The 15,513-nt window shown below is 60.1% G+C and carries 17 protein-coding genes and 1 pseudogene; 10 read left to right on the forward strand and 8 right to left on the reverse strand.

Going from position 1 to position 15,513, the window contains the following annotated elements:
- Genes nikB through nikE form a run of 4 tightly spaced genes read left to right on the forward strand, consistent with a single transcriptional unit; the run spans position 1 to position 3,370 of the window.
- A complete protein-coding gene (nikB, locus tag ACYAS9_RS23135) occupies positions 1-942 on the forward strand; it encodes a nickel ABC transporter permease subunit NikB (RefSeq protein WP_463570644.1) in 942 nt (313 codons plus the stop codon).
- Positions 939-1,784, forward strand: a complete 846-nt coding sequence (gene nikC / locus ACYAS9_RS23140; protein WP_463570646.1) for a nickel ABC transporter permease subunit NikC — start codon at positions 939-941, stop codon at positions 1,782-1,784. The genes nikB and nikC overlap by 4 nt, the downstream gene beginning before the upstream one ends.
- Complete coding sequence (gene nikD / locus ACYAS9_RS23145; RefSeq protein ID WP_463570648.1) at positions 1,785-2,555, forward strand: nickel import ATP-binding protein NikD; 771 nt, start codon at positions 1,785-1,787, stop codon at positions 2,553-2,555.
- Entirely contained in the window at positions 2,552-3,370 is an 819-nt protein-coding gene (nikE, locus tag ACYAS9_RS23150; RefSeq protein WP_463570650.1) for a nickel import ATP-binding protein NikE, read from the forward strand. The genes nikD and nikE overlap by 4 nt, the downstream gene beginning before the upstream one ends.
- A gap of 2 nt (positions 3,371-3,372) precedes the next feature.
- On the opposite strand, the gene ACYAS9_RS23155 is transcribed toward nikE, so the two are convergent.
- Positions 3,373-4,656 (reverse strand): arsenic transporter, encoded by a 1,284-nt coding sequence (locus ACYAS9_RS23155; protein ID WP_463570651.1) that lies wholly within the window; start codon positions 4,654-4,656, stop codon positions 3,373-3,375.
- Between the two features lie 240 nt (positions 4,657-4,896).
- Here ACYAS9_RS23155 and ACYAS9_RS23160 point away from each other — a divergent pair, with 240 nt between their 5' ends.
- Positions 4,897-6,018 carry a sensor histidine kinase gene (locus ACYAS9_RS23160; RefSeq protein ID WP_463570653.1) on the forward strand — a complete coding sequence of 374 codons (1,122 nt, stop codon included), beginning with the start codon at positions 4,897-4,899 and terminating at the stop codon, positions 6,016-6,018.
- Here ACYAS9_RS23160 and ACYAS9_RS23165 read toward each other — a convergent pair whose 3' ends face one another.
- A complete protein-coding gene (locus tag ACYAS9_RS23165; RefSeq protein WP_463570654.1) occupies positions 6,019-6,930 on the reverse strand; it encodes a LysR substrate-binding domain-containing protein in 912 nt (303 codons plus the stop codon).
- Positions 6,931-7,021: 91 nt separating this feature from the next.
- Here ACYAS9_RS23165 and ACYAS9_RS23170 point away from each other — a divergent pair, with 91 nt between their 5' ends.
- The 3 genes from ACYAS9_RS23170 to ACYAS9_RS23180 are packed head-to-tail and all read left to right on the forward strand — an operon-like array spanning position 7,022 to position 9,083.
- Positions 7,022-7,963 (forward strand): DMT family transporter, encoded by a 942-nt coding sequence (locus tag ACYAS9_RS23170; RefSeq protein WP_463570656.1) that lies wholly within the window; start codon positions 7,022-7,024, stop codon positions 7,961-7,963.
- Positions 7,960-8,463 carry a GNAT family N-acetyltransferase gene (locus ACYAS9_RS23175; RefSeq protein ID WP_463570657.1) on the forward strand — a complete coding sequence of 168 codons (504 nt, stop codon included), beginning with the start codon at positions 7,960-7,962 and terminating at the stop codon, positions 8,461-8,463. The genes ACYAS9_RS23170 and ACYAS9_RS23175 overlap by 4 nt, the downstream gene beginning before the upstream one ends.
- The gene (locus ACYAS9_RS23180; protein WP_463570658.1) at positions 8,460-9,083 is read left to right on the forward strand and encodes an SMI1/KNR4 family protein; all 624 of its coding nucleotides are present in this window, start codon (positions 8,460-8,462) and stop codon (positions 9,081-9,083) included. Before ACYAS9_RS23175 ends, ACYAS9_RS23180 begins: the two co-directional genes overlap by 4 nt.
- Positions 9,084-9,115: 32 nt before the next feature.
- Here the strand turns inward: ACYAS9_RS23180 and ACYAS9_RS23185 are convergent, their stop codons facing one another.
- Together ACYAS9_RS23185 and ACYAS9_RS23190 are read right to left on the reverse strand one after the other, a co-directional pair.
- Entirely contained in the window at positions 9,116-9,835 is a 720-nt protein-coding gene (locus ACYAS9_RS23185; RefSeq protein WP_463570660.1) for a hypothetical protein, read from the reverse strand.
- 40 nt (positions 9,836-9,875) lie between these two features.
- Positions 9,876-10,640, reverse strand: coding sequence for a hypothetical protein (locus tag ACYAS9_RS23190; protein WP_463570662.1), 765 nt, complete (start codon positions 10,638-10,640; stop codon positions 9,876-9,878).
- A 125-nt stretch (positions 10,641-10,765) separates the two neighbouring features.
- Here ACYAS9_RS23190 and ACYAS9_RS23195 point away from each other — a divergent pair, with 125 nt between their 5' ends.
- Positions 10,766-11,182, forward strand: coding sequence for a hypothetical protein (locus tag ACYAS9_RS23195; RefSeq protein WP_463570663.1), 417 nt, complete (start codon positions 10,766-10,768; stop codon positions 11,180-11,182).
- On the opposite strand, the gene ACYAS9_RS23200 is transcribed toward ACYAS9_RS23195, so the two are convergent.
- The 3 genes from ACYAS9_RS23200 to ACYAS9_RS23210 form a co-directional block, all read right to left on the reverse strand.
- Positions 11,149-11,523, reverse strand: a complete 375-nt coding sequence (locus ACYAS9_RS23200; RefSeq protein WP_463570942.1) for a GFA family protein — start codon at positions 11,521-11,523, stop codon at positions 11,149-11,151. The genes ACYAS9_RS23195 and ACYAS9_RS23200 overlap by 34 nt on opposite strands.
- 77 nt (positions 11,524-11,600) lie before the next feature.
- Positions 11,601-12,827, reverse strand: coding sequence for an MFS transporter (locus ACYAS9_RS23205; protein WP_463570664.1), 1,227 nt, complete (start codon positions 12,825-12,827; stop codon positions 11,601-11,603).
- Between the two features lie 117 nt (positions 12,828-12,944).
- On the reverse strand, positions 12,945-13,880 hold the full coding sequence (locus tag ACYAS9_RS23210) for an AraC family transcriptional regulator (RefSeq protein ID WP_463570666.1): 936 nt from the start codon (positions 13,878-13,880) through the stop codon (positions 12,945-12,947).
- A 136-nt stretch (positions 13,881-14,016) separates the two neighbouring features.
- On the opposite strand from ACYAS9_RS23210, the gene ACYAS9_RS23215 reads away from it, so the two are divergent.
- A complete protein-coding gene (locus tag ACYAS9_RS23215; protein ID WP_463570668.1) occupies positions 14,017-15,087 on the forward strand; it encodes an aldo/keto reductase in 1,071 nt (356 codons plus the stop codon).
- Positions 15,088-15,150: 63 nt separating this feature from the next.
- Here ACYAS9_RS23215 and ACYAS9_RS23220 read toward each other — a convergent pair.
- Positions 15,151-15,402, reverse strand: a pseudogene (locus tag ACYAS9_RS23220) (DMT family transporter); the annotation flags it as partial.
- Positions 15,403-15,513 lie beyond the last annotated feature (111 nt).

The raw sequence follows: 15,513 nt of genomic DNA on the forward strand, positions 1-15,513 counted from the left end.
ATGCTGCGCTATATCTGCCTGCGCCTGGTGCTGCTGGTGCCGGTGATCCTTGGCGTTTCGTTGCTGGTGTTCGTTCTGTTGCACTTGGGCAGCACCGATCCTGCGCTGGATTTTTTGCGCTTGTCGCATATCCCGCCGACCGATGCGGCGGTCGCCGAGGTGCGCCATACCCTGGGGCTGGACCGACCGTTGTATGAGCAATACCTCACTTGGCTGTGGAAAGCACTGCACCTGGACTTCGGCATTTCTTATATGACCGGCCGCCCGGTGCTCGACGATCTTCTTTATTACCTGCCCGCCACCTTGCAACTGGGCGGCCTGGCGCTGGTATGCACGCTGCTGTTGTCGATTCCGCTGGGACTATTGGCCGCTCGCTGGCAAGGCCGCTGGCCTGATCATGCGGTGCGTGTGATCACTTTTTTCGGCGTGTCGATGCCCAACTTCTGGCTGGCCTTCCTGCTGATTGCCCTGTTCTCGCTGTGGCTGGGCTGGCTGCCGCCATTGGGGCGCGGCACGGCCGGGCATCTGCTGATGCCAGTGCTGGCGATTGCCTTGATGTCGATGTCGATCAACGCCCGGTTGCTGCGCGCCAGCCTGCTCGAAGCCGGCGGCCAGCGACATGTTACGTACGCCCGCGCCCGCGGCCTGCCCGAACGGCGGGTCTGGCGCGACCATATCCTGCGCAATGCCTGGTTGCCGCTGGTGACCGCGACCGGCATGCATGTCGGTGAATTGATCGGCGGCGCGCTGGTGATCGAAACCATTTTCGCCTGGCCCGGTGTCGGGCGTTTTGCCGTGTCGGCGGTGCTTAACCGCGACTTTCCGGTCATGCAGTGCTTCACGTTGCTGCTGACCGGGCTGTTGATGCTGTGCAATCTGGCAGTCGATGTCTGCTATGCCTGGCTCGATCCGCGCAGCCGCCAGCAAGGGGTGAGCGCATGAAGGCTATTTCAACTGTGCGTCGACCTGTGTTGGCGGGTTATGGCCGCTTGCTACCGGGCATGCTACTGGTCGGTCTGCTGGTCGTACTGGCGTTGTTCGGCCAGTGGATCGCGCCGCACGACCCGGACCTGGTCGATCTCGGCCAGCGCCTGCAAACGCCGGATGCCAGCCACTGGCTGGGCACTGATCATCTGGGCCGCGACCTGCTTTCGCGGCTGATCGTCGCCACCCGCCTGTCACTGGGCAGTGTGATGCTGACCCTGGCACTGGTGCTTGCCCTGGGGCTGGCGGTCGGTGGCGTGGCCGGTTTTGTCGGCGGGCGCACCGACCTGTTGTTGATGCGCCTGTGCGACATGTTCATGACCTTTCCGACCCTGGTGCTGGCGTTTTTCTTCGTCGCCCTGCTGGGTACGGGCCTGATTAATGTGATCGTCGCCATCGCCCTGTCGCATTGGGCCTGGTATGCGCGCATGGTGCGCGGCCTGGTGATCGCCCAGCGCGGGCGCGAGTACGTGCAGGCTTCACGGCTGGCCGGTGCTTCGCGCTGGACCCGGCTGCGCCAGCATGTACTGCCGAACATCGCCGGCCCTTTGCTGGTGCTGGCGACCATGGACATCGGCCACATGATGATGCATGTCTCGGGGCTGTCTTTTCTCGGCCTTGGCGTCACACCGCCCAGCGCCGAGTGGGGCGTCATGATCAACGACGCCAAGGAGTTCATCTGGAGCCACCCGCAATTGCTGCTGTTGCCGGGGCTGATGATTTTCTTCTCGGTAATGGCTTTCAACCTGTTGGGCGATGCGCTGCGCGACCGCCTCGACCCGACTGCGGAGCACCACTGAATGAGCGCATCGACCCTGGAAATACGCGGGCTGCGCATTGAGGGCCAGACCTGCGTACTGGTGCATGAGGTAGACCTGCAACTGCGGCGCGGCGAAGTCTGCTCGCTGGTCGGCAGCAGCGGCTCGGGTAAATCCTTGAGTTGTCTCGGGCTGCTCGATCTGTTGCCGACGGGCTTGCTGCGCACCGGTGGCCATTTGTTGCTTGATGGCCAGCCGATTGCAGCGGCTCAAGTGCGTGGCCGGCTGGCCAGCCTGGTGCTGCAGAACCCGCGCAGTGCGTTCAACCCGGTGCGCAGCATGGCCGCGCATGCTCTGGAAACGCTCAAACCGCGCGGTATCACCGGCCGCGTCGCCCGTCAGCGCATGGATGAATGCCTGGATGCCGTGGGGCTGCGTGACCGCCGTCGGGTATTGGAATCCTTCGCCTTTCAGCTCAGCGGCGGCATGCTCCAGCGCATGATGATCGCCCTGGCGCTGATGGCCGAAACGCCATTTCTGCTGGCCGACGAACCCACCAGCGACCTCGATCTGCTGAGCCAGGCACGTTTTCTCGATCTGCTGATGGCATTGGTCGAGCGCCACGGGCTTGGGGTTTTGCTGGTGACCCACGACATGGGCGTGGTCGCGCGTTGCGCCGATCAGGTCGTGGTCATGGACGCCGGGCGCATTGTCGAACGCCAGAATGTACACGACCTGTTCGATCGGCCGCAGAGCAATACCGCGCGAACCTTGCTTGAAGCCCATCAGATTCTCACCGGAAGCCCGTCATGAGCCTGCTGCACGTTCATCAAGTCGATCACGGTTACCGCACCGGCGGTCTGTTGCGCAAGCGCGGTTGGCTGCCCGTGCTGAATGGCATCGACCTGCACCTGCAGGCCGGTGAGTCGGTGGGCCTGCTCGGCAGCAGCGGCAGCGGTAAAAGCACCCTGGCCAGGTTGTTGCTGGGGCTGGAAAAGCCGAGCCGCGGGCAGGTCACCTTTGCCGGGCAAGACGTCAGCGCTTTGCGTGGCGAGCTGGCGCGTGACTTTCAGCGCAAGGTGCAACTGGTCTTTCAGGACGCTCCCGGCGCCTTCAACCCGCAGCGTACGATTGGCTGGAGCATCGCCGAACCGTTGCGCCACCTGAGCGATCTGGACCAGGCCGGGCAGGGCGCGCGCGTCTTGCAGTTGCTGGAACAGATGGGCCTGCGCCCCGAACACGCGCACAGCCTGCCGCAGCAACTGAGCGGTGGCCAGCTGCAACGCGCCAATATCGCCCGGGCGCTGGCCATCTCGCCTGCGCTGATCGTGCTCGATGAGGCGCTGTCGAACCTCGATCGTGTGTTGCAACTGCAACTGCTGCAACGTCTGGAGGCCTTGCGTCGGGACAGCGCCACCGCGTTTGTGCTGATCAGCCACGACCTGAGTCTGGTGCAGTATTTCTGCCAGCGCGTGCTGTTGCTCGACGGCGGGCGTATCGTCGAAGACCGCCCAGTACAATCAAAGCTTGAGTTTGAACATCCGGCGGGCAAACAGCTGCAATCGGCGGTGTTGCCGGTACGGCCGGTCATGCCGCAGGTGCGCTTGAAAGCGAGCCGGTACGGCTGAGTTCAGACACTGAGCCGCACGGCCAGCGCGCACAAGGTCGCGATCAGAATGGGCAGGGTCAGCACAATGCCGGTCTTGAAGTAGTAACCCCAACTGATCGTGATGTCCTTTTTAGCCAGCACATGCAGCCACAGCAGCGTGGCCAGGCTGCCGATCGGGGTAATCTTCGGGCCCAGGTCGCAGCCAATGACGTTGGCGTAAATCATCGCCTGGCGAACCACGCCATCGACTTCGGCGGCATGGATAGACAGCGCACCGACCAGCACGGTAGGCAGGTTGTTCATGATCGAAGACAGCAGCGCGGTCAGCAGCCCGGTGCCCAGCGCCGCGCCCCATACGCCGTAGCCGGCGAAGACATTGAGCAACTGCGCGATGTAGTCGGTCAGCCCGGCATTCCTGAGGCCATACACCACCAGATACATCCCCAACGAGAACAGCACGATTTGCCACGGCGCACCCTTGAGCACCTTGCCGGTATTGATCGTGTGGCCACAGGCGGCAATCACATACAGGATCAGCGCGCAGACTGCCGCAATCGCACTGACGGGCACTCCCAGGGGCTCGATGACAAAACAGCCGATCAACAGCAGCGCCAATACCCACCAGCCGGCGATAAACGTCGCGCGGTCGCGGATGGCTTCGGTCGGGCTGCGCAGTTGATCAAGCGCGTAGGTCTTTGGCAGGTCTTTACGAAAGAACCACATCAGCATGGCCAGCGTTGCCGCCACGCTGACTACGTTCACCGGCAGCATGATCGAGGCGTATTCGTTGAAGCCAATCTTGAAATAGTCCGCCGAGACAATATTCACCAGGTTGGAGACCACCAGCGGCAGGCTGGCGGTATCGGCGATGAATCCGGCCGCCATGACGAACGCCAGGGTTGCCGCCGGCGAAAAGCGCAGCGCCAGCAACATCGGAATCACGATGGGCGTGAGGATCAGGGCCGCGCCGTCATTGGCAAACAGCGCCGACACCACCGCCCCCAGCAGGATGATCAAGGCAAAGAGCCTGCGCGTCCGGCCGGCGCCCCAACGGGCCACGTGCAGGGCTGCCCACTCAAAAAAGCCGGCTTCATCGAGCAGCAGGCTGATGATGATCAAGGCAATGAAGGTTGCCGTGGCATTCCAGATGATGTGCCACACCTCAGGAATATCCCCCAGCGTTACCACACCGCTCAGCAGCGCGGCGATGGCGCCCAGCAAGGCGCTCCAGCCCACGCCCAGGCCCTTGGGTTGCCAGATGACGAGGGTGATGGTGACGATGAAAATCAACACGGCAATCAGCATGTGTGCGCACTCGTTGGTGGTATGGGCTCAGACCTGTGTTGCCGAACATTGGTTTGATGCGCGTGCAACAAACGTTGCGATGTTCAGTTATAAGCCGCCTTGAAAATGACCAAGTGTGCTTGTGGTCGCGAACGCGGGGGTGGGTTAAGGTGCTGACACACTGTAAAACCATTGTTTCAGGGCGGCCATTTCCCGTGCTCCGTCGTTACAGCTGTTCACTGACGTAACGAGGAAACACGCATGCGCCTGGCCGATTTCATCCTGAACACTATCGAACCCATTCTTCAGCAATGGGAAGACTTCGCCAGAACCATGACCCCGGCCTCGCTGGGCATGGATGCCGAAACCTTGCGCGATCATGCCGGCCAGATGCTGCTGGCCATCGCAGCCGACCTGCAAACGCCGCAAAGTGTCGAAGCGCAAATTTCAAAGTCGCATGGTGAAGCCCCGGCATCGAAGCAGGTCACGCCAGCTGAAACGCATGCCGATATCCGCCATGCTTCAGGCTTCACCATTGCCCAGGTGATTGCTGAATACCGGGCGCTACGCACCAGTGTGTTGATGTTGTGGATGCCCTCGAAGGGGATTTCCAGAGAGCACGAAATTGCTGATGTGATCCGCTTCAATGAAGCGATCGACCAAGGCATTGCCGAGTCGGTGGTGAGCTATACGCAAGCTGTGGATGCCGCCAGAAATGTCTTTCTCGGCATTCTTGGGCACGACTTGCGCAGCCCGTTGGGCGCTATCTTGCTCAGCGCCGAAGTGCTGTTGAGTACCGGCGACCTGGCACCCAAGCAGTCCAGAAACGTCTCCAGAATTTACAGCAGCGTGAAACGCTCCGCGAAAATCGTGGGCGACCTGCTTGATTTCACGCGCACCCAGCTGGGCTCCGGAATACCGATTCGTAAGTTGCCTGAAGACTTGGTGATGGTCTGTGAGGCCATGGTTGAAGAGGCGCGGGCGTATCACCCGGATCACACGGTCGATCTGCATACGCAGTCATCACTGCCGGCGCAGGTCGACCGCGCAAGAATGGAGCAAGTCGTTGCCAACCTGATTGGCAATGCCATCGAACACGGAGCAGCGGGCGCACCTGTCACCGTGACACTGAAAGCGGATAACGAGATGGCCGTCATCACGGTTCACAATGAGGGGCCGCCTATCGGTGCAGAGGCCCGAGGCAGCCTCTTCAATCCGATGGTGCGCCATCTGCAAAACAGCGAGGCCGTCTATGGACCCGGTGCCGGGCTCGGGCTTGGACTTTATATCGCCTCGGCGATTGTGAGTGCTCATCAGGGGCGTATCGAGGTTGAGTCCGAAGAGTGCACAGGCACTACGTTTACCGTGTGTATTCCTTGCTGATCAATGAGGTGCGCTTAACCCAAGCCTTAGCCACTCTATCAACGCGGTCGTCTCTGGTCGCTCGGTGCTAGTCGGGCTTTTAAAAACCGACAGTGCTTGCGGCAAGACAACGCTTTCTGCGCAAGGCCTTATCAGCTCGCCGCTTTCAATCAACCGGCCGGCGGTTCGAGCCCAGCCCACGGCAATACCATGACCTTCCACGGCGGCCTGAAGCATCATTGGATAACTGTCGAAGTAACGATTGTTATTGCGCCCGTCCAGAAAGCAGCCGAACTCGGCCAGCCAGCTGTCCCACTCCATCAAATGCGGCGGTGTCGCGCGATGATGCAAAAGGGTGTGTTGCCGTAAATCGGCGACGTTCAAGACTGGGGTTGAAGTGTGCAGGTAATCGGGGCTGCATACCGGAAACACTTCGTCAGACGCTGTGAATTGCAGTTGGCTGAGTCCACTGGCCCGGCCGGTACTTTGCAACGCCACGTCGAAATGACCGCCGAACTCCGTCAGCGGTTGCGTGGTGGTCACCACTTGAATCTCGATGTCGGGGTGGCGTTGATGAAAGCCGGCAAGGCGCGGCATCAACCAGTAAAACGCTTCGCACAACTGTGAGAGCAAGACCACCTGATGCTTGCGCGATGCACTGCGCAAGCCGTCCGCTATTGAGCCTATCTGGTTCAACGCTGTACTGACGACCTGGCTTAACTGTTGCCCTTGCGCTGTTAGAAACACGGCCCGGTTACGCCGTTCGAAGAGGACGACGCCAAGATCGGACTCAAGTCCGCGAATCTGCCGGCTGACCGCTGCCTGAGTGATGTGCAGTTCGTCAGCGGCACGTGAAAAACTTCCCAGGCGTGCGGCGGCTTCAAAGGGCAGCAAACTGGCAAGTGGAGGGAGTGACTGGCCGAGTAGATTCATAACCGTGAATTATGCATGGCGGGCTGAGAACTCGTTTGTAGCATACCTGTGCAGACGTACAAGCTGGCGACTCCTCTGTCTGGAGTTGCTCATGATCAGATCTGCCCATCCCCTGGCCGCAGGCGTTCTTTTTGCGGTCTTCGCTACCGCGTGCTGGGGCTCGAATTTTATTATTCCTTACGTCACGGGACGCTACAGCCTGTTTGATTTTCTGGCCGTCAAATTCATGGTTGTCGGGGTCATTGGTGGTGTGTGGACAGTTGTCGAGCGCGCCAGGGTTCGGCAACTGACACTTCACCTGCGAGTGCTGGCGTTGGCGCTGGGCATTATTGGCTATCTTGGCTACGGTATCTGCATCGCCTGCGGCGTCATGATCAGTGGTCCCGTGCTGACCCCGGCATTTATCGCCGTCGTGCCGGTGATCCTGGCGCTGCTGGGTAACGCCCAACACAAGGTGCTGGCATGGCGACAATTGGCATTGCCTTTGTTACTGCTGGTGTTCGGCCTGCTGCTGGTTAATATCCTCGGTCACGACACCTCGCAGGCTTCGACGGGCAGCACTTTAACGGGCGTATTTTTTTCTGTGGGGGCCGTGGCGTTATGGTTAGCCTTCAGTTGGCTGAACCAGAAAGGCCTGGGCACTATTGCCGCGCATTCAACCAGTGCCTGGACAGGACTGATGATGGTGGGCAGCGCACTGGGAATGCTGTTTATCGTGCCCGCAGGTTATGCATTCAACCTGTTTGAAATGCCTGTTCAAGGTGCCGGCTTCGCCCAGGCAGGGCGTCTGTATGCGTGGGCCTTTGTCATAGCCATAGTGTCTTCGGTATTGGGGGCATGGGCGTGGAACAGAGCTTCGCGCTCTTTGCCGATGGTTCTGTCGGGACAACTCATTGCCCTTGAATCCTTTTTCGCGACCGTTATGGGCCTGGCATTTGAGCAACGCTTGCCGACGGTGTATGAAACGCTGGGCATGACGGCTGTATTGACGGGCGCGCTACTTGCCATTTACAGATTGAGGGACACCGCATGACCTGCCAGATCCGACTTGCCACTCGCGACGATGCAACAGCGATCAGCCGTGTAGTGATTGCGGCGCTTCGAGAATCGAATGCCCAGGACTATTCGCCTGAAGTCATCGCCCAGGTTGAAAACAGCTTCGCGCCAGAGGCCGTCAGGGTGCTGCTCGACACGCGCACTGTATTCGTAGCCTTGTCAGGAGAGCGCCTGATTGCGACGGCGAGCCTTGATGGAGCTGTTGTGCGAAGTGTGTTCGTTGATCCGGTGTATCAGGGCAGGGGGATTGGCAGGCAACTTATGGCGGTTATTCATGCCACCGCCGTCAGTTCAGGGATTGGCACGTTGCGCGTGCCGTCATCAATCACTGCGCAGGGGTTTTATGCCGGCCTGGGTTATCAGAAAGTCCGGGATGAGTTTCATGGCCAGGAACGCACCATTGTCATGGAGAAGCCATTGCCCCCTGAGTTATGCGAGTATCAGGCGCATCCCCCAATCGTTGCGAGGCCTGAATGACTGACTACCGTGGATTGATATTCGACGACACGCGTGAAGGCGCCACCGATGCGGCCATCGAACAACTTGAGGCCAATCTTGGTGCACGTTTGCCGGACGATTACCGGCAGTTTCTCAAGACCTGCAACGGCGGTTATGTGGACTACGATGTCCTCGCCACCATGGCCAATGGCGATAAGGAATTGCTCAGTTTTGCGCTGTATGGGCTGGATGCTGCCGAAGGGTATGAATCCAATCCCTTCGAACTTGCGCAGTTGCGCAAAGACCCCGACTTTCCCACTACCGGATTACTGCCCATCGGCCGCGACGGTGGTGCGAGCATCCTGCTGCTGGACTTGCGCGACGGTCGCCAGGACGTGGCGGCGATGGTTGCAGGCTTGCCTGCATGGACCGGCCGCCGTCAGCAAGGCAATGAGTACGTCGTGCTGGCGGACTCTTTCAACGGCTATCTTGACGCCCTGTACCTGTCGCACGACCGAATCGCGGACCACATAGACAACTTCATCATCAGTGCCGACAGTATTGAAGCGACACTGACGTGGCTGGACAACGGCAGTCCGGGTTGGCGCGAACGATACCGCGAACAGTGGAATGCAAGGGTTGTGGACCGGCCGATTTGAAATCGTTCTGAGTAATGGCCGAGACTTTGCTGTTACTCAGGTCTGAATTCGACCGTTGCGCCTGACGCTTCAAGTTGGTCGCGCAAACGTTGCAGTCGCAGTCTCACGCCGCTGGCGGCTTTCAATCGAGGCGTTTCAGCGAGCGCTAATGCGTCCTTCAACGACACGCCGCGAGACTTGCTGATGATCTGCACGACCTTGAGTTTATGCGGGCCCAGGTCGGTAATGATCAGGTCACCTTGTTCAAAGTCGGCCGGATTGAAATCGCCAGCATCAGACGGTGATTCCTCTGAATCCTCGCTATCACGAAGTGCATCGAGAATCTCGCGCCAGTATGTGTTCGCGGGGTCGGTCTCGGCGATGATCAAACGTTCAAACCCGGCGGTATCTTCCTGCACCTTTGCCAAGGCCTCTAGCAGACGGGCAAAGGCCGCGAGGCTCGGCGCTATTTTTATCGCGTCCCAGCGTCCGGCACCATGGAGTGCGGTATAGACCGGATAGCCGATTTGAGCCTCGTTTATGGCAATGAAAACAGGATCATCCAGTCCCGTCAGTGCGATGACATACCAGTCCAGGTGCCACTCGCCGTCAGCTTCGGATACCAGGTTTTCGCCGGTAAGGCCGTGCGTGCGAAAGCCAACCTGATACTCATCGAGGCGTTCGGGGTCGGCATAGTGCATGGGCAAAAAAGCATTATCTACAACGACACCGTTGATCAGGAAATCCCGAATGTCTTCACGGAACGACTTCATAGGCTGAGAGATCCTCATACAGGGTTTTGACGATGGCCCATTACCGCTTCGCCAGTAACCTTGCCAACAAGGCAGTTATCACAACCGCCAGCACCACGGCTGCGGTAATAGAAGCGACCGCGCCCCACTGCAGAATTGAATAGTTGAGCGCCAGGTAAAAGCCCACCACGCCAACAGCGCCAATGGCGTTGCCGCGTATGATCGCCGCCAGTTCAAAGCGCCCGCCCTGAACATGAGCGAACACGGCCAGCGGCCAGGCGATCACCGGAATCGGCGCCAGCAATCCACTGACTACCGGCCCCAGCCAGGTGGCGCTTGCCGTAATCGCCAACAGCAGCAGCGTGGCCGTCAACATGCGCATCGGAATGATCCAGCGTGGCACTGGAACATACGGCGCTTCGCTCGGCGCTGGCTGTTTCGAGGTGATGGTAATGATCGAGGCGACCAACAGCAGCGTGGCAGCGATCGACAGCGCCAACACGTCCAGACGGCTCAGCAAGAAGGCGACTGCCGCGTAAAACGCCAGGGCTGCCGGGCATCCGATAACCGCCGAAACCTTGCGGGTCACCACGAAGTAAAACAGGTAAGTCGCCTGAATCGCCGCCAGTCCGGCCAATGCGCCTGGCACGGCCATCGACGCAAATTCTGCGCCTTGCTCAAGGCTGAGAAACAGCATGACCAGCGCTGAAGTAATGGGCAATCCGGAGAGCAGCCCGCCAATATGAGTGCCCCAGCGTTTGGCCGCCAGCGAGATGGCGAGCATGAGTGCGGGGGTGATGAGTAACTTGAGGTAGAAGGCAGTCATGTGCGGGCATTTATGTTTAAAGGTCGCAAGAGCCTAATGCTTTTGGCGACTGTTTGCCTTGCCAGTTTCAGCGACGCTTTATAAATGCAGTGCGTGCTACCTTCGAGTTTGGATGGGAGAAGCTCATGATCAGGATGCTACCGAAACATGAACTCGCGGAGCTTTTGGTTAAAGCCCGGGCAGAGAATTTAACCCTGAGTGATATCGCCGCTTTGTGCGAAAAGTTCGATGTTGCGCCGCAATATGTGCTGAACGAGTTGTCTGTCCTGGTTGCGCGAGGCTACCTGGATGGGTCGTTGAACTACGAATTTTGCGATGACGTCATGAACGGGATCATCAATGCCGTGGTTGAGGTGGGCATGACTCACGATATGCCTCAGCCTGCGTTTGCCCTTTACCAAGCGTTCGATGAGGGTGAATGGATCCGCAGTGACGACCCGCCGGAGACTGACCCAAGCGAAAAATACACCAAGCCGTTGGTTCAGGAAATTATGCGCGGCCTCAACGATTATGAGTACCAAGCCACTGCCGAGTCGGTATAAACATGTTTCTGCTTTTCAGGCACAAAGGGCGTATCCAGCGTGCCCAGCGCGATCGAAATCCAGTCGGCAAACCCACCTTGAGCGCGTGACCAGAACAGGGTCGAGCCGCAGTGCATGCAGAACTCGCGCGACACCGTTTCTGATGACGCATAGCTTTTCAGGCTGTTGGTGCCACTGAGTATTCGCAGCGCGCTGCGCGGAACGCTGGCGTATGAAGCGAATGCGGCCCCATGGCCTTTGCGGCACTGGCTGCAATGGCAATGACTCACCGCTTTGGGTGGGGTGAGCAGTTCATAAGTGACCGCTGCGCATAAGCAGCTTCCCTGATACGCCTCTGTCATCGGTTTTTCCATGCAGGAGAAAAACGCCAGCGTATCAGAGTGCCTTGCCCGCTTCTGGCCGACAGCACCAGTGGTTCTCAGCCTGGTTGCGCCGCCAGACTGTTACTGACGTTACGCCCCAGCACCAGCACGGTGACAAAGCCGCAGCCCACCAATGCCGTGGCCAGGCTCAACAGCATCGAGCTGCCCAGCTGGTCGACGATCTGCCCACCGAAGAACGAGCCCAGTGCAATGATCACCTGGAACATGGCGACGAACAGTGGCATGCCGCGTTCGACATCCTTGGGCGCCACGACAAACATCCAGATGCTGGCGCAGGCCGGGAAGGCGCCGAAGGCGAAGCCCCAGAGCGCGATCAGCATCGCAGCGCCCGTCATGCCAGTGGCAAACCAGGGAAACAGGGCGGTGCTGATGCCGATCATCAGGGCGACCAGCAACAAGGTATGGCGCACGCTGCGGTTGGCGGCGAAGCCGGCGAAAATATTACCCATGACCCCGGCGATGCCGTAGAGCAGCAACAGTGAGCCAATCGTGGGTCCATCGAAGCATGCATTTTGTTTGAAGAAGGGCGCGACATAGGTGTATGCGGCGAAGTGCGCCAGGCCAATCAGCAAGACCGCGATCAGTCCGACCCGGGCTTGTGGATTGATAAACAAGGCCGGCAGGTCACTGATGCGAATGGCCTTGTCCGGGGTGAGCCGCGGCAGCAGGAAGATCTGCGCCAGCAGCACCGGTATGCCCACCAGCGCGGTGACCAGAAAGGTCATGCGCCAGCCCATCAGGCCGCTCAACCAGGTGCCTACGGGCACGCCCAGCACGGTGGCCAGGGTCACGCCGACCATGATGATCGAGGTCGCCTGGGCGACACCGACGCCCTTGGGCGCCAGGCGGCCACTGAGGGCAATGGCCGTCGCCCAGAAGCCGCCGATGCTGATGCCCAGCAAGACGCGGCCGAACAGTAGCAGGCTGAAATCACTGGCGTAGGCCACGACCGTATTGGCGATGATCATTACCAGTGTCAGGCCGATCAGCAGATAGCGACGGTCCATGGCACCGATGCCCACAGACAGCAGGGGCGCGGCGAGGGCGGCCATGATGCCGGGCAGGGTGACCATCAGGCCGGCGTGGCCGGCACTGATACCGAGGTCGCTGGCGACATCGTTGAGCACGCCCACCGGCAGAAACTCACTGGTCACCAGGGCGAAGGCGCCCACGGCGACCGAAAGAATCGCCAGCCACTGCTGTGCGACGCTCTGTTGATTATGTTCGGGAGGGGCGTGAGAGGCCTGGCTGGCGCTTGGCATGGTGCTGGGTTCCTGAGGGGAATGTCGCCTGAAGCAGACGGGGGAGCGGGGGGAATCGGGGGCAATTATAGGAGTCGGTTTTGGCAATCCGTCAGGCGAGCCGTTCGATAGTAATCATCAGTGTGATCGATGAAACGTGCCCGATAACTCGCCTGCAACGCCAGGCACAGTCACCGGGTCGCGCAACCGCACTGCATCCTTGCCCGGTGGCAGCCCGAACATCCGCACATAGTCGCGGCTGAACTGCGAGGGGCTTTCATAGCCCACGCGATACCCGGCTGCGGCCGCATCCAGCGCTTGGGCGACCATCAACCGGCGTGCTTCCTGCAACCGCAGATGGCTGCGAAATTCCAGTGGGCTCATGGCCGTGACGGCTTTGAAATGCGCATGAAAGGTCGAGCGGCTCATACCCGCTACATCGGCAATATCGTCGATGCGGCAGGTTTCGCGATAGTGACTGCGCAGCCACGCAATCGCCTTGGCGATCTGGCTCAGGCGGCTGTCGGCCCTGGCCATTTGCCGGACCATGCCGTTGCCGCTGCGGGTCAGGAGGCGGTACAGGATTTCACCAATCACCAGCGGCGCAAGGGCATCGATATCGTCTGGCGTATCGAGCAGGCTGGCGAGCCGTGCGGCAGCATCGAGCAGTTCAGCGGTGGTCGGGCTGAGTTCGATACCGGCGGCGGGCAGGGCATTGTTTTCGTCCGCAGCGGGGTAGCGCAAGGCAAGGTCGCTGAGAGTGGCCATGTCCAGATCGAGGATCATGCACAGGTAGGGCGCGGCTTCGCTGGCCTCGATGACCGAGCCCATCACCGGAATGTCGACCGAGGCGACCAGGTAGTTGGCGGCATCGTAAATATAAGTGGTGGTGCCGGCCATGACCTGTTTGCGGCCTTGGACGATCAGGCACAAGGTGGGCTCATACACGACGGGCATCGGGATTGTCGGGGTGGCCGAGCGCGCCAGGCTGACGCCGGGGATCGCTGTGGGGTGGATACCGTCGCTGGGGGTGTGGCGGCCGATGAGGTCGACCAGCATTTTCAGAGAAACCATGTTCAGAGAAACCATGAGTGTCGGCGTCCGGATGATCGTGCAAGAACACAGGACGATCTTGCTACAGGTTGCTGCTTGCCCGGCGGCAGACTGAACGCCATAGAAGTCGTCTTTCACTTTTTGCAAGGAGTTCAGTATGTCCACTCTCCCGTCACTCGACCACTACCGCTTGCTCGGACGATCAGGCATGCGCGTTTCACCGCTGGCGCTGGGCACCATGACCTTTGGCTCTGACTGGGGCTGGGGCGCCGATGAGGCCGGGGCGCGGCAGATCTTTGATCTGTACGTCGACCACGGCGGCAATTTCATCGATACCGCAGTCAATTACACCAATGGCGCCTCAGAGCGCATTCTCGGCCAGTTGCTCAAGGGCAAGCGTGATCGCCTTGTCGTCTCGACCAAGTACACGATGGCGCGTGATCCGGGCGATCCCAACTCAGGCGGCAATCACCGCATGAACCTGATGCGCTCGGTGGAGACCAGCCTGCGGCAGCTCGACACGGATCGCGTCGAATTGCTCTACCTGCATGCCTGGGATTTCACCACGTCGGACGATGAGGTGATGCGTGCGCTGGACGATCTGGTGCGCAGCGGCAAGGTGCTGTACCTCGGCATTTGCAACACTCCGGCGTGGAAGGTGGCGCAATTGCAAACGCTTGCCGATTTGCGTGGCTGGTCGCCGCTGGTGGCCCTGCAGATCGAGTACAGCCTGGTCGAGCGCAGCGTCGAGCATGAGTTGATGCCGATGGCGCAGGCGCTGGGTCTTGGGGTGTTGCCATGGTCGCCGCTGGGTGGCGGGATTTTGAGCGGCAAGTACAGCCGCGACGACCTGAGCCAGGCCAGCGAAGCGAATGTGTCGCCCACGCGCAAAGGCGTGATCAGTTCGTCCGGGCACATGAACGAGCGCGCCTTGCAGATTACCAGCGTGGTTGGCGACGTTGCGCAGGAGATCGGCGTGACGCCTTCACAGGTCGCCCTGGCCTGGACGCTGTTGAATCCGGCGGTGGTTGCGCCGGTGATGGGCGCCAGAACCCTGGCCCAGGCGCAGGACAATCTGGGGGCGCTGAGCCTGCAATTGAGCGAGGAACATATCGCCCGTCTTGATCGGGCCAGTGCGCCGGAGCCGATCTTTCCGGCGCGCTTTGTCGAGCGTCCCCTGGTGCAGCAACTGATCTTCGGTGGCACTCGCCTGCAACACCGGGCGTAACCGTCCGGCCGCTCCCGGTTGGGGAATCAGTGCGGCGGCTGAGCCGACATAGAATGCGCCCAGTATGCCGCCCGTCCAGAACCACCAGGCGCCTTGCAGGGCCTTGTTGATGTCCGGCGCGGAAATACGCAGCACCAGCAAAGCGATGATGATCACCACCGTGCTCAGCGACAAAGACGTCAGTGCCGCCCACAGCGGATGCCCCAGCGTACGCCCCACGGCACAATTGCTGGCCGCCTGAACCGGAATCACCGCCCCGGCCATGAAGGCCATGGCCGTCGGCATCAATGCAAGAAGTACGGTTTTGCTGAACATTGTCTTATCTCTGTGTGCAGGAGTGGCATATCCGGTTACAGGGTGATGAATTGATGGGGATCATGGAAATCGAAAAGATGCACCTGGGGTATTCGTGGGGTGCATGAGCAC

It is taken from the genome of Pseudomonas sp. HP_08 (assembly GCF_055284095.1).

Bases quoted from the DNA above. Each gene is read 5' to 3' on its own strand.
- nikB (WP_463570644.1), top strand. From the start codon at position 1: ATGCTGCGCTATATCTGCCTGCGCCTGGTGCTGCTGGTGCCGGTGATC.
- nikC (WP_463570646.1), top strand. From the start codon at position 939: ATGAAGGCTATTTCAACTGTGCGTCGACCTGTGTTGGCGGGTTATGGC.
- nikD (WP_463570648.1), top strand. From the start codon at position 1,785: ATGAGCGCATCGACCCTGGAAATACGCGGGCTGCGCATTGAGGGCCAG.
- nikE (WP_463570650.1), top strand. From the start codon at position 2,552: ATGAGCCTGCTGCACGTTCATCAAGTCGATCACGGTTACCGCACCGGC.
- ACYAS9_RS23155 (WP_463570651.1), bottom strand. From the start codon at position 4,656: ATGCTGATTGCCGTGTTGATTTTCATCGTCACCATCACCCTCGTCATC.
- ACYAS9_RS23160 (WP_463570653.1), top strand. From the start codon at position 4,897: ATGCGCCTGGCCGATTTCATCCTGAACACTATCGAACCCATTCTTCAG.
- ACYAS9_RS23165 (WP_463570654.1), bottom strand. From the start codon at position 6,930: ATGAATCTACTCGGCCAGTCACTCCCTCCACTTGCCAGTTTGCTGCCC.
- ACYAS9_RS23170 (WP_463570656.1), top strand. From the start codon at position 7,022: ATGATCAGATCTGCCCATCCCCTGGCCGCAGGCGTTCTTTTTGCGGTC.
- ACYAS9_RS23175 (WP_463570657.1), top strand. From the start codon at position 7,960: ATGACCTGCCAGATCCGACTTGCCACTCGCGACGATGCAACAGCGATC.
- ACYAS9_RS23180 (WP_463570658.1), top strand. From the start codon at position 8,460: ATGACTGACTACCGTGGATTGATATTCGACGACACGCGTGAAGGCGCC.
- ACYAS9_RS23185 (WP_463570660.1), bottom strand. From the start codon at position 9,835: ATGAAGTCGTTCCGTGAAGACATTCGGGATTTCCTGATCAACGGTGTC.
- ACYAS9_RS23190 (WP_463570662.1), bottom strand. From the start codon at position 10,640: ATGACTGCCTTCTACCTCAAGTTACTCATCACCCCCGCACTCATGCTC.
- ACYAS9_RS23195 (WP_463570663.1), top strand. From the start codon at position 10,766: ATGATCAGGATGCTACCGAAACATGAACTCGCGGAGCTTTTGGTTAAA.
- ACYAS9_RS23200 (WP_463570942.1), bottom strand. From the start codon at position 11,523: ATGACAGAGGCGTATCAGGGAAGCTGCTTATGCGCAGCGGTCACTTAT.
- ACYAS9_RS23205 (WP_463570664.1), bottom strand. From the start codon at position 12,827: ATGCCAAGCGCCAGCCAGGCCTCTCACGCCCCTCCCGAACATAATCAA.
- ACYAS9_RS23210 (WP_463570666.1), bottom strand. From the start codon at position 13,880: ATGGTTTCTCTGAAAATGCTGGTCGACCTCATCGGCCGCCACACCCCC.
- ACYAS9_RS23215 (WP_463570668.1), top strand. From the start codon at position 14,017: ATGTCCACTCTCCCGTCACTCGACCACTACCGCTTGCTCGGACGATCA.